Annotated in this window: 11 protein-coding genes; 2 read left to right on the top strand and 9 right to left on the bottom strand. The window is 48.6% G+C overall.

Annotated elements, in window-relative coordinates; all coding sequences use genetic code 11:
* Positions 1-73 precede the first annotated feature (73 nt).
* The 9 genes from BMZ79_RS25815 to BMZ79_RS25775 form a co-directional block, all read right to left on the bottom strand.
* Positions 74-2,788, bottom strand: coding sequence for a glycoside hydrolase family 2 protein (locus BMZ79_RS25815; protein ID WP_090645867.1), 2,715 nt, complete (start codon positions 2,786-2,788; stop codon positions 74-76).
* A gap of 207 nt (positions 2,789-2,995) precedes the next feature.
* Positions 2,996-3,832: a phytanoyl-CoA dioxygenase family protein gene (locus BMZ79_RS25810; RefSeq protein ID WP_090645864.1), complete on the bottom strand. Its 837-nt coding sequence runs from the start codon at positions 3,830-3,832 to the stop codon at positions 2,996-2,998.
* A 75-nt stretch (positions 3,833-3,907) separates the two neighbouring features.
* Positions 3,908-4,924 (bottom strand): LacI family DNA-binding transcriptional regulator, encoded by a 1,017-nt coding sequence (locus BMZ79_RS25805; RefSeq protein WP_090645862.1) that lies wholly within the window; start codon positions 4,922-4,924, stop codon positions 3,908-3,910.
* Between the two features lie 31 nt (positions 4,925-4,955).
* The gene (locus tag BMZ79_RS25800) at positions 4,956-5,795 is read right to left on the bottom strand and encodes a carbohydrate ABC transporter permease (RefSeq protein WP_090645859.1); all 840 of its coding nucleotides are present in this window, start codon (positions 5,793-5,795) and stop codon (positions 4,956-4,958) included.
* 18 nt (positions 5,796-5,813) lie between these two features.
* Positions 5,814-6,641, bottom strand: a complete 828-nt coding sequence (locus BMZ79_RS25795; protein WP_218154793.1) for a carbohydrate ABC transporter permease — start codon at positions 6,639-6,641, stop codon at positions 5,814-5,816.
* A 156-nt stretch (positions 6,642-6,797) separates the two neighbouring features.
* Entirely contained in the window at positions 6,798-8,186 is a 1,389-nt protein-coding gene (locus tag BMZ79_RS25790; RefSeq protein ID WP_090645854.1) for an ABC transporter substrate-binding protein, read from the bottom strand.
* A 288-nt stretch (positions 8,187-8,474) separates the two neighbouring features.
* A complete protein-coding gene (locus BMZ79_RS25785) occupies positions 8,475-8,660 on the bottom strand; it encodes a hypothetical protein (RefSeq protein ID WP_090645852.1) in 186 nt (61 codons plus the stop codon).
* An 81-nt stretch (positions 8,661-8,741) separates the two neighbouring features.
* Positions 8,742-9,662, bottom strand: a complete 921-nt coding sequence (locus tag BMZ79_RS25780) for an EamA family transporter (protein ID WP_090645849.1) — start codon at positions 9,660-9,662, stop codon at positions 8,742-8,744.
* A gap of 151 nt (positions 9,663-9,813) precedes the next feature.
* Complete coding sequence (locus BMZ79_RS25775) at positions 9,814-10,797, bottom strand: SLAC1 anion channel family protein (RefSeq protein WP_090645846.1); 984 nt, start codon at positions 10,795-10,797, stop codon at positions 9,814-9,816.
* A 135-nt stretch (positions 10,798-10,932) separates the two neighbouring features.
* Between BMZ79_RS25775 and BMZ79_RS25770 the strand changes: the two genes are divergently transcribed.
* The gene (locus BMZ79_RS25770) at positions 10,933-11,676 is read left to right on the top strand and encodes a GntR family transcriptional regulator (protein WP_090645843.1); all 744 of its coding nucleotides are present in this window, start codon (positions 10,933-10,935) and stop codon (positions 11,674-11,676) included.
* A gap of 322 nt (positions 11,677-11,998) precedes the next feature.
* The gene (locus BMZ79_RS25765; protein WP_090645841.1) at positions 11,999-13,513 is read left to right on the top strand and encodes a spore germination protein; all 1,515 of its coding nucleotides are present in this window, start codon (positions 11,999-12,001) and stop codon (positions 13,511-13,513) included.
* Positions 13,514-13,537: the final 24 nt, after the last annotated feature.

Below are 13,537 nucleotides of genomic sequence, written 5' to 3'. Positions count from 1 at the left end.
GCCGTCTCGCATCGCGGATACGCGACAGGTCTGCCAGGGAAGAGTAGCCCATTGTCATTGCAATCGTTCCTCCTTAGAGCAGTTCGTTTAAGATGCAATCCAGCAAATAAAGAGCAGCCGGGTTACGTTCCAGCCCGTTCGGCTGGCTGCCGAGTCCGCCCTCAAGACGAAGCGTGGTCGATATGCGCTTGCCTGCGCCGACGCGTTCCTCAATCATGTAGCGGTCCAGCTCGAAGATCCGCGCATCGAGACGATCCATAATCGGCGTATGCTCGCCGAGCTGCAAACGGTCGAATACAAGATCTGACGCGAGCCCGTACAGCAGCATTGAGGTATGGTCGCGGTGCGGGAATGCGTTCATAATCGGATGGTTATGGAATAATTGCAGCGATTCGCGCCAGAACGGCATTTGCTTAACGGCTAGCGGACCGTAACCGCGCTCCACATAAAGGGCATGACCGCCAGCGGCAACGAACTTCTCCATAGCCGGTGTCCATCTCGCCGTCAGCAGTACGCGGATGCCGTCGTTGTCTCCTGTTTCCGACCATTCGCGAATACCTGGATGCACTGCAGCCCAGTCGCGGAATAGCCCGTTGCCGCCATTGTCAATTGCAATTGCTGCAAGCTGCTCAGGAAGTCGAGCAGTCTTCGGCAGTACCCAAATCGGCCACTCGTTCGTCGCGATTACGTGTCCGCCCGCTTCGATCTCCGCTTGCAGCACCAATTGAAGCGCTTCTTCTGTCTGCGGAAGCGTCCACTCGGCAACTGCAATCTCCTTGAAGCCGCCTGTCACTAGGCGTTCTACTGTACGTTCCCCGCTGCTTGCGAGCTGTCCTTCAATCGTCCATGTCCAGCGCAGCGTACCCGTTTCAATCGCGACATCGCCGTAATGGGAGACAGCCAGATGCGGACGGATCGCTTCGCCTGGGTTGTAGTTGAACGGATCCCAGGGCGTCAGCCGGTCGCCGCCGTTAATCCAGTTTCTCCGCGCGTCCCAAGTAACGGCAATCATCGTTGCACCGTTAATTTGCTTGAAGCGTGCCGGCGGCTGCTTCCATTCGCCGAAGTCGTCGAACACGGCGCTCGACGCAAGGCCAGAATCTTGAATCGACGTCAGCGTATATCCGTTAATATGAGGGTAAGCCCTTACTTGCTCAAGCACCGCTTTGCGGTACACATAAGCGCTCTCGCGTGAATTCGCCGTCAGCTCCGCTTCGGTGAACGGCAGCGGAAGCATAGCGAGCTTCTCATCCTGCCTGTGGTACTGCCATCTCGAATCGCGGGCGACCGGATTCATTTTCGTGTCGGATTGCAGCCACCAAGGACGTTCGCCTTTGCGCTCGATCATTTGCGTGATCGGTCTAAACTCGTCATAATCGCAAAACTCGCCGAAAACCCACGGCTTCTTCTCCCGCCAAGGACCGGCAAAACGGCTCAACAGATCAGGGTAGAAATGAACATCGGTATAGAAATGATAGTCATAGAAATCCGCATACTCCTTGAGCAAGCCGCCATAGCATTCGCCCGAGCCGCTGTTGTCGCGGATAATCGCGCCGCCCGTCAGACGTTTCGCCTGCTCGTAAAGATCCTTCAGAAACTCGGCATCCGCCTCGTGATTCAGCTCGCAGCCAAGCGTCCAGACTCCGATCGACGTATAGCTGCGAATCTCTTTCATAATCGATTCGTACTGCTCGAGGGCACGTGCCTTGAACTCCTCGTTTACCTCAGGCAACCACATCGGCAGCTCTTGCCAGAGGATAAATCCAAGCTCATCCGCCAGCTCATAATAGTCGCGGACTGGCACGTACAGGCAGTGCTTCACCATGTTGAAGCCGCCTTCCTTCAAACGGTTCAGCTCGGCGCGAATCGCCTCGCGGTCCGGAATCGGCGCAACAAGATCTCCATACCAGCCCCAGTGGAGGATGCCGCGCAGTTGAACCGGTTTGCCATTCAGCAGCAGCCGCTCGTCGTCGATCGACCAGGTTTTGAAGCCGAAGCGGTGCTCGTAGCGGTCAACTCGTTGTCCGTTCTGTAGGAGTGTCAGCTCTACCGAGTACAACACAGGATTCTCCGGCGACCAGAGTGCGATGCCATCAATTCCAGGCAGTTCGATCACGCCGTCGTGTCCACCTTGCGCGGGGATACCGAGCAGCTCGGTCACGACAGTGCCATCCGCTCCACGAAGCTGTGCATTAATGGTCAACACTACGTTGCTTAACGCGGCGGTGTCTAGCCGATACGAGACCGATGCACGCGGAACACCATTCAGCGTCTGAGTTTGCACGAAAACATCTGCTAGTTCGCCCTGTGGGACTAGCCCGAGATGCACCGGCTTCCAGATGCCTCCGAAGATGACGCCGACATCGGGCAGAAATCCAGCAAGGCATTGGCGCAGCGGGTATTTCTCCCCTTGCTTGTAGACGCGCAGGACAAGCTCGTTCGCCTCGCCAGCACGAAGTGCATCGCTAAGCGCAATGCGAAAGCCGCTCCAGCCGCCTTCGTGCTCGCCGATCTTTTGCCCATTAAGCCAAATCTCGGAGAAGTAGTTCACGCCTTCAAAATCAATCGCAGCCAGCTCGCCGCCGTACTCGCTCGGCGCATCAAAAACCAACTTGTACCAAACCGCTCCATCTGCGAGCTTATTGTCCGTCAGCACATCCCAGCAGCCTGGTACCTTTGCCGCCTGCCATGCTGGCGATGCAAGCGCATCGGCCGGATACTCATAGCGATGCTCAAAATCAAACAAAAGCTCCCAATTGTCCTTCAAAGTTACCGCTTGCTGTAGCACGTTGCTTCCGCCTTTCGTCTCCAGTTTATGCTAGGTCGAGCTGCGCTCAATGAGCTGAACGTCCTCCGTTCCATTTATTGAGTTATTATTAGAATTCAAGCAGGAATTAATATGTAAAGCAATGCCAACGGTAATTCAAAAACGTCTCGCCGGCAACGACAGGCCGGTTGCCATCGCTAGTAGTAATGGATAAGGACGATCCTTTGATTAATGCTTCGGCTCCGCTACCGGATAACCGATCAGCTCTTTTCGCAGCAGCCGCTGTGCTTTGATGGGGAGCTGGTCGTATGTCTCCTGCGGAATTTGAATCGTGCCTGTGTTTGGTCCGTTTGCCGAATAGATTAACGCGATATTCGGACGATGTTTGTCCGAATGGTTCGGCGTGCCGCGGTGCCATACTCTGTCATCCCGAATGAGAATGGAGCCTGCCGGCATTAGCATTTTGATATAATGCATATGTTCCGCAAGCTTCGGCTTGCTGAACGCATTCGGTGCGTACCAGCTGTCCGGATGCAGATGCGTACCGCCTGGCCATACTTCCATCGGTCCGTTGTCCTCCGTTACATCGACGAGGGGATAGTTGACAACCAGGTTGACGATTGGCAAGTTCCCATCATGGCGATCGCCGTATCGCGAGGAAGTGTCCGCATGGACAGGCTGTTTATTCTTGCCGCCGGGCATGGAAGTGTTCGTCGCAAAATACGTCATGAAGCAGTCTTCACCGAGAATCTGATCTACAATCTTCGTAACGAACGGATTGGCTATAACCGCTTCATCGCAGAACGGTTTAACGAAAGGCAGATAGAGCCGTACATGGTTCGTGCCGTCATTGAACCCATTATTCGGGTTCAGTATCTCCTCGCGGTGCTGCTCGACGTACGGGTCCAAGATGGCTACATAGTTGTCATACAGCTCTTCCACCTGCGCTCTTGGCAGCACTTCCTCAAATAACACATACCCATTCACCTTAATCAGCTGTACAGCCAGCTCCAGCGTATCCGGCGATAACCGCCCGCTTGCTAATTCTTCAGCGCTAAGTCTCATCCTCGTTCATCCTCCCGAAATTGGTTTGATGGAGCTCACTTAAAATTTAGGCAATGAGCGGGATCTGGTTGCTTTTTACCGTAGTTTCTTGGTGCTCTCCCGAATGATCAGCTCATTGTTCAGCACCACGTTATGATTGACTTCCTTATCTTCGAGCATCTCGATGAGCAGCTTTGCCGCCGTCCAGCCCATATCGTATTTATTCTGGTGAATCGTCGTGAGTTTCGGTATGCAGTACGATGACAGAATAATATCATCATAGCCGACAACGGATACGGAATCGGGCACCTTACGGCCCCGCTTCTCGAGTGCGCGCATCGCCCCAAGCGCCATTAAATCGCTGGAACAGAACACCGCCGTAACGCCGGGATGTTCCTCCAGTATCCGCAGCATCGCCCGCTCACCGCCATCTTCGGAGAACTCGCCGTCCTCTATTTTGGACGCATTGTACACAATTCCGTTGTCCGCGAGCGCTTTCTTATACCCGTTTAAACGCTGCTCGCTCACATGCGCCGCCGGGTACCCGTTAATCATGGCAATGTCGGTATGTCCCCCGTCGATTAAATGCTGAACGGCTTTACGAACTCCCTCGATATTGTCGGTCGTGACATTGCCCAAATGCTCGTTCGAGAATGGAATATCAATGAGCACGCAAGGGAATTTCGACTTCTGGATGACTTCCTCAAGATACGGGTCATCCACTCTAAGCCCGAAGATGATGGCCCCGTCGACGTTCCGCTCCTTGCACAAATTATAATACGACTTGATTCGCTGCTTGGACGGATTCGTGCTGAAGAGCAGAATATCGTAATTCAACTCGTTCGCCCGTTCGTTGATGCCCATCAAAATGTCAAATGCAAGCGTATCTTTCCCGCCCGTATACTTCAGTCCCGAGAAAATAACGCCAATCGTGTTCGTCTTGCTCGACACGAGGCTTCGTGCAACCGCGTTCGGCCAATAGTCCAGCTCTTCGGCAATCGTCTTGATCCTCCGCTTCGTCTCTTTGCTTACATCGTTGTAGTCGTTCAGCGCCCTCGACACCGTTGTTGTCGATACTCCGGCAATCTTCGCAATATCTTTTATCGTCGCCATACGGTTCACCTGCCAAAGTATGAATGGATGATTAGCCTTTTACACCGCCGCTGACTACACTTTGTTGTACTTGCTCCTGTGCCGCCATGTACAGAATAATGCTTGGCAGCGTGACAAGCGTCAGTGCCGCAAACAGCTGCGTGTAGTTATAGGAGAACTGCTCCGTAAAGAACTGCAGCGCTACCGGGAGCGTACGGTTCTCCGCGGAGGACGTCAGCATAAAGCCGTAGAAAAATTCGTTCCAGTTGCCGAGAAACATCAAGATGCCTGCCGTCGACAGCCCCGCCTTCGCGAGCGGCAAATTGATATGAAGGAACACTTGCCAGAAGCTCGCCGATTCCATATACGCGGCTTCATCAAGCTCTCTCGGAATCGACAGGAACGAAGCTCGCAAAATGAATAGCGATACCGCAAGGCCAGACGAGATGTAGACGACAATGAGCGCAAGTCTCGTATCGTACAGCCCTGTCAAATTAATGAACGAGAAGATCGGCTGGGCGGTCGCATGGCCCGGAATAAGAAGCGTCACCGAGAACAGGATGAACAGAAGGCGTTTCCCGAAAAAATCAAATTTCGCGAACGAATACGCCGCAAGCGCGTAGAACAGCAGCGCCACCAGCGTCGACGTTACGGAGATCAGCACAGAGTTGAACGTGTTGCTCAAGAAATTGTTCATCTTGAACACGGAATAATAGGCGTGGAAGTTAATCTCTGTCGGGAGCGCGAACGGCTTATTTAAGATCGCTTTGTTCGATTTGAAAGAAGAAACGACGATCCAGAGAAGAGGCACAAGCGAGATGCACACGGTAAAGAACAGCACCAAGTAACTGGATATCCCTACAAAGCCGCGTTTTACATAATCAGCCTTCATCGGCAGAATCACCTCCCCTCAGTTGTATACGCTTTTGTTCATCCGGAACGCTTTCGTCGTAATGGCGAGAACGCCGATGCCGAGAATAATCATGATCGTCGCGACCGCATTGGCATAACCGAATTGATAGTTAATAATGCCATCGTAGAGCATGACCGAAATATTGTAAGTCGAGTTGCCCGGTCCTCCCTTCGTTGTCAGGAAGATCGCCTCAAACATCGTAATCCGAGCGATGACGGATAATATGACGGAAGTGCCGAGCGAGCCGCGGATAAGCGGAAAGTTGATGCGCCAGTGGATCTGGCCTTCTGTCGCGCCGTCGATCTTCGCCGCTTCATGCAATTCCTTCGGAATCGCCATGAGATCGGACAGGACAAGCAGCGTCACGATAACGGCGTAGAACACCCATGTCAGGCTGATCGCCGAGAACGCATACTGCGTATCGAAGAACCAATTTGTATGGAAGTTCGAGAAGCCAAGCTTACGGATGAAGTTATTCAATAAGCCCATCTGATCGTTGAAAATAAACCGATAAATAATCGCCCACGCCGATACGGCGATGACGTTCGGAATCATAAACACGCCGCGTACAAACCGCCAGCCGACCGGACGCTTATAAATAATGAACGCTACCAGCGCGCCGAAGGGCACATGAATGAATGTGGCGATAATGGACCATTTGAGCAGGTTGATCAAGGAAACCGTCAGCGTGTTATCATCCGTGAAGATCATCTTATAGTTATCAAACCCGATAAACTTCGGCGCATTAAATCCGTTCCACTCGGTAAAGCCAGTCGTAAATACCGTGATAATCGGCACGAAGTAGAAGGTCAGAAATACGAGCAATGTCGGAACAATAAAAAGGTATACCCATAGTCTATTGTATTTGTACATGACTGGACTCCTTTCCTCACGCGGGCGATAGGTTCGCGAACGATGTGCAAGAAGCGCATTAGCGGCTCGCTATGCGCTTCTTGCGGATCATTTTTTGCAATCCGGCATTTATTTCTTAAACTTCTCTGCTGTGTCAGTCATCGCTTTACAGAACTGTTCCGGCGTCATATCGTTCGTTGCCAGAAGCGGCAAGTTTTTAGCAAATAGGTCGGATACCGACTGCGGCACGATGTCATAAATCAAACGGTTAAGCGTCTTCATTTTCGAACCCACCTCATCGTTGAGCTGTCTCATGATTGGATTCAGCTTCGCCTTTGACTCGTCCGGCATCGGCAACTTAGGCGCGAAACCGCCTTCCGCGACGAGGAACGCATTCAATTCTTCAGGCGAATAAATGAATTTAAAGTATTCAATCAAGCCGTCGATTTGCTCTTGCGGAGTACCTACCGGGATCGAGTACCAGTAGCCGTCAGCGGATCCAAGCGCAACGCCGTTCGGATAGATTGTCGCGCCGACTTTGTCTGCGAAGCCTTCCGCCGCTTTATCCGTGTTGCTGAAATCGCCGACCATCCAGGGGCCGTTCGCAATTGCAGCTGTATTCTCGCTGAAAAATTCATTTGCCGCGATCGAGTACGTCGCGCCAAGAGCAGACTTGGTCGTGTAATCTTGAAGCAGCTTTTGAATTTTCGTAAACGTATTGATCCAGAGCGGCGAATTGAAATTCGTTACGATATCGCCCTTCGTCAGGATCTGCTGGCCTTCCGGATCGGATGCGATCATGGCGGAAGCGAGCAGCATTGTAGTCCAGCCGTTCTCGCCTGTCATCAAGGATAGAGGGGTAATGCCGGTAGCTTTCAACTTATCCAAGTCGCTGAAGAAGCCGTCCCATGTATCCGAGAAGCCCGTGAGGCCTGCTTTTTGCATCAGCTCTTTATTGTAGTACATGCCAATCGGACGTTCGAACGCGAGTGGAAGCGATACGATCTTGCCGTTCTTATCCGTGTTGTATTTTACGGAATCATCGATGAGTACCTTTTTGATTTCCGGGCTGTTGTCGATGTAAGGTTTGAGGTCCACGAGGTCACCGTTGTTGATCATGATGTCGGCAAGCTCCTTGTCGACTTCAATGAGTGGGGGAAGCTTCTTCTGCTGGTAGAGCAGCTTGATTTTCTTCGAGTATTCGTCTTGGACGATTTCCTCGATTTCAATCTTGTACTTGCCAGCGAATTTCTGATTGAAGCGTTCGATCTGAGGAAGAAAGAAGATGGCGCCTACGTTATTGCCGGTTTTGTAGCTTGGGAACTTGATGACAATTTCTTTGCCACTGCCCGCTTTGCCGGAATCGCCGTTCGAAGAATCGGAGCTGCTATCATTCGGTGCCGCGCCGTTGTTACCGCTTGAATGATCGCTGCCGCTTTTATTTCCATTGTTACTGCCGCATGCCGCGAGCGAGAGAACAAGAAGAAGCGCGATAAGTAAGAAACTGATTTTTTTCACCGTTTAAACCTCCCCATTTTGTTAGCCTGTCTCCTCAAGCGCAACCTGAAGTGTGACTGAATTAATGGTAGCGGTTAATACTGATGAATAAAAAAATATATTGTCCATCTCCCCCTTACATGTGCAAATGGAATGCTACCCCATTTTTCCGAAACGTTTAAGTTCGACTTCGACTACAGTATAGTTTCATTCGAAAGCGATTACAATACTTACTCTGTAAACTCTGCAAACTGATTCTTGAGCCCTATTCGATCGACAAAAAGACGTTCCCACGGCGAGAAACGTCTTTTATTGCAATTTTTTAACGCTTATTTCCCGGTCATCATCGAGTCGCAACGTTCCGGCCTCCCAATCGCTCCGCATGAAGATCGTGCCGTTCACATTGGGCAATGGCGCCCCGTTGACGCTGTTCTCGATGATGACCTGTAGCGCCTTCTTGTAAATTTCGTGCTCTCCACCAGAAGCTTCAGCCACTCACACAACCAGGCGACGCTGACTGACTTCTCGTTCGGTCGTATAGTGAAGGTAATCGGTTATCTGAAGTACCTGCTTGTGCTAAATTCTATTTCTCACTAATCTTTTGGATGTAGGCTTCATTACTTCACTAAAGCAAATGCCTATTAGGATCAATAAAACACCTAACCATCTGAACCAGGAGATGGTCTCCCCAAGTAAAAAGTTAGCGCTAACAACCGTGACGGGTAACTCGACAGCACTTAGAATCCCGGCCATTCGACCACCAATTTTCGGAATTGAGATCAGCATGAATAGTAAAGGCAGCAATTGTCCAATTAATCCTGTGACGATCCCCCAGCCCAACAAACCGTGGAACAAAACACCGTTTGTCAGGTACGTTGGAGGATACATGGGAAACAGCGAGAAGGCACCTACTGTCAGAGTCAACGCGGCCCGAGCAAACGGTGAAGATTGTTTCGTCATATATTCAGGCAAATAAAGACTGATACCGAAACAAACGGCAGCCAGCAAACCATATCCGATCGCTATCCACGAAAGATGCGGGAGCTCTGATTGAAACAACCCCACTGCTAATATTGTTCCTCCAAGAATAAAAGCAATGCCAATCCATTTCTGCGTCGAGGGTAAAACCCTCTTCACGATTATATCCAATAAGGTCACAATCCAAGTAACTTGAAAAAGCAAGACGATACTTAATGAAACAGGCAGTAAAGTAATGGATTTAAAATAAAAATAAATAGCCCAAGCAGACGTTGCCCCAGTTCCAATAATGAAAAGCAAATCCTTACCTGTTGGGAAACGGATTCGATTCAAAATAGGTAAAATTATAAGCCAAAGCATAACGACAGCAAATCCGTATTGCGCATTAGTCAGATCCATAATCGTGAAGCCCTTAGCATACAGAAAGTCAACTAACGGTGCAGTAAATCCTAAGAATGATGCTGCTAGTAGCATAAGCAGAATATTTATTGATTTTGAATGCAACATCTTAACCTCCATATTTTTCTCTAACAGTTATTGGGCTAATAGGTCTTTGTTATTACTATCGTTACCGACATGAAGACCATTCATGCAAAAAACCTCACCTTCATGATGAGGTTTTAACTTTTTAGTTGCCATGTACAAGATGCCTTGTCTTATGCCTCAAAAGTTATCCTTTAAGCAGATTCCCATTAAATAGCATGTTCACTGTTCTAATAAAAAGAACAATTAAGATAATACTTAGCAAAGCGAGAATAACCGCGGATATGACGATTAACAGCCAGGAAGGCTCGAACATCGCATATTTCAAAGCAGCATTGCTGAGAGCAGCCATCGGAAAGCTTACAGCCCACCAGGAAGCGCCGAACGGGATGGACTTTTTAAATACTTTAAAAAACAAGACAACGAATAAGAATAGACCAAAGTAAAACAAGATGGATGCGAACTGATCGATTCGCTGTACGTAGTTTGTATATCCAAGAAAACCAACCTCAAAGGGCGCAATCATAATAATCATGGAAGGTCTTAATCCTGCTGGCAGTGGAGCTTGATGAATCAATCTGGATAAAATCATGGTAAAGAATACCAACGCAACAATTCCCCCGATCGCCAAGGACAACAGATTAATTTCGTGCGCCCATGGAAACGGCATCGTCCCGCCGGCAACGACGATGTCGATGGTTGCTACTCCGGGAATAAGCCAAGCAGGAACTGCATTACCCTGTTCTTGATCCCCGTTTAATAGCCGGGATACGATGATAAAACTAAGCGTTAATGTCGTTACCATTCCGATTATCCAAATAACTTGCCCTAATACTTGACTGTAGCTACCGAGCACTGAGGATAGCAAGAGAATGGAAATCGTAATGGTTCCGAAAAAATTTCCCGAGATGGGATGCATAAATTCATTTACGACCTTCTTTGGGTATAGAAACCATTTCGAAATATAACCTATGCTTAACGCGATAAAAATCAAAACCGCTACAATTCCGATGATTTCAGCGATGATTGGCGGAGTACCAAATAGTTTACTCGCTTGTCGCCAAGCCAAAGACAGGCCTGAAATACCCATAACCGATCCAAATAAATTAACAGGTAAGAACTGCACGGAACCAATGCTATTTTGTTTCTGTACGGCTGCCATGGTTTGCATGGAGGTCACCACTTTCTTTTTAATAAAAGCTTATTTGACTGGTTAATTGGTTAACCTGTTATTCATACTAATTTTGTCTTGGCTTTTTGTCAACAAGAACATTAAAGGCTGCGATTCTATACGTAGTTGCAACGGATGCTGAGATTGATTAAACTAAGAAATAACCAAAAGACTAGTCAATTAATAAGGTTGGTGAGCACGGTGGGCGTTAACATCGAATCCCTCATAAAAATAGATACAAAATTACCTTTACCGATTAACATTCAAATCAAAGAGCAACTTAAGCTGCTGATCAGTAATCAGGTCCTCTCCCCTGGCGATGGTCTTCCTTCTACGAACCATTTAGCCGATCATCTCGCCATAAACCGAAACACAATACAATGGGTATACTCACAATTAAAGGACGAAGGTTTATTGATTATACAAAAGGGCCGTGGGACCCGAATCGCTAATGAAGCGAACATTGAAGAATTTAAAAGAAATAACCCTTATTATCCCTTTGTCCAAGAAATGATGATTCGCTCTAGCGAAGCAAGTTATCCTCCCGAAAATCTGCTTCTAGCCGGGTTCGCTTATTTGCAGTTGTATGGGGAATCCGTCAAAGTGCACCCGACCTATTTATTTATTGAATGCAAAGTACAATCGTGCTACTTCTATTTAGATGAAATCGTCAAGCATACAACCGCGGAGATCCTTACGATAGATATCGATGCCCCTGAGGAGGAATTGTATTCCTCAATAAAGCGCGCGGATGTCATCGTCACCACTGCCGAGCGCAGTGACCGCGTAAGAAATCTCAATGGTGCAGCAGGGAAAACGATCATCACTGTAGGTGACCCTAACGATGTGTCCTTGCTGCTTAGGCTGATACAACCATAATTCATGCGAATAATAAATCAGCCTTAGTTCGGACATTTTCCGAACTAAGGCTGTTTCCACTTTCACCTCCATTGGCTCCTGATTTTTCCGTTTAGCAAGCAAATATTCATTTTGGCAGTCTTTTTTGGAATGTGATCATGATCGTTTGCTTACCTTTGCTGACAGTTAGAAATGGATGGCATCTGCTCAAATTACTACTATTTTGAATTTCTCAGACGTTTTCCTATCATGCAACCGGATCGATGCCGGAATTCCGTATAAGCGTTCCTTAATTGGGAAACACTCTAACTGTTTCAGCATGCAATGAAAGGAAAACAAACGCATGTTAAAAAAACGGAATCGAGGCAAAACGTCTCCTCCTTTTCAGGATCGTGCTTTTGCCGATCACCAATCCGAATTAGAGAAGCCACTTTCGTACAATCTGGATGAAAATTACCGTTATTTAAAACTCATTTTCGATAAATGCTCAGATATCGTGTTTCGCGAGTTTAAGACTGAAGGGCATGCGGACGTGCTGATGATCTACGTCAACGGAATGGTAGATGCGCGGGCATTTGAGCAAACCGTATTGAAGCCGCTGCTATATGAAGGACTTCCCCAAGGGTTAGAAAAAATCAAAAGTTTATCACAAGCCTGCGAGTTGGAATACTTTTCAACTCTTCATTCCAAAACGGCGGGTACTTATAAAGACGTTGTTCATCATGTGTTAAAAGCACAAATCGCGGTTTTGGTTGATCATGAGGAATTGGCATTCTTGGCCGATATGGGCAAGATAGAAAAACGCGCTGTGGAAGAGCCAAGCTTGGAATCCACTCTTCGAGGTCCGAGAGAAGGCTTCAATGAAAGCTTGCAGGTCAACATGACGCTGCTTCGCAAAAGAATACCCAGCCATTTATTGAAAATGGAGTCGATTGAATTAGGGAAGTTAACACGAACGAATGTCGTGATCGCTTATTTAGATGGCATCGTGGATAGCACAGTTTTGCAAGAAGTAAAAAACAGAATCGGCCAAATTGAAGCAAACGTCATTCTGGAGGCCGAATATATCGAAGAATATATCGAGGATGCTCCGTTTTCGCCGTTTCCTCAAATTCAGAACACCGAACGTCCGGATGTCATCGCCTCCTGTTTGTTTGAAGGCAAAGTAGCTATCATGTCGGATGGCGCCCCCTGCGCTCTCGTTGTGCCAATGACGTTCTGGGTCGGTTTACAAGCGGCGGATGATTATTACGAACGTTTTGTCTATGTAAATGCCATGAGGGTTATTCGCTTTACGTTTTCTTTGGTATCCCTGTTAGCGCCTGCCTTATATGTCACCTTGACTACCTATCATCAAGGAATGATTCCCTTTCCTTTGATGAGCAGCATCGCCGCAGCGCGTGAATCGTCACCCTTTCCGACAGCCATCGAAACCATAATGATGGAGCTCGTGTTTGAAGGCTTGCAGGAGGCAGGAATCCGATTGCCCAGTCAAATCGGCCCGTTAGTCAGCATTGTAGGCGCTCTTGTAATCGGCCAAGCAGCCGTTCAAGCCGGTATCATATCCGCTCCAATCGTTATCGTGGTATCTGCTACAGGGATCGCCTCTTATGCCATTCCCAGGTACAGCTTCGGAATTGCTTTCCGGCTTCTTCGCTTCGTGATGTTAATTCTGGCGGCAACCTTGGGATTATTCGGTATGGCCGTAGGGATTATGGGAATCTTGATCCATCTTGTAAGCATGAAATCATTCGGTGTCCCCTATTTCTCTCCTGTTGCACCGCGCATCGGAAAACAGATGCTCGATATGATCATCCGTGCGCCCAAATGGATGAAGATCGGCCGCTCGAACAGCTGATATGCAGGCGAATTAATGCGAAAA

It is taken from the genome of Paenibacillus sp. UNC496MF (genome assembly GCF_900113915.1).
GTDB classification, from domain to species: Bacteria; Bacillota; Bacilli; order Paenibacillales; family Paenibacillaceae; genus Paenibacillus_Z; species Paenibacillus_Z artemisiicola.
The sequence above is the reverse complement of the archived record's forward strand: the minus strand, read 5'-3'. Positions and strand labels throughout refer to the sequence as shown.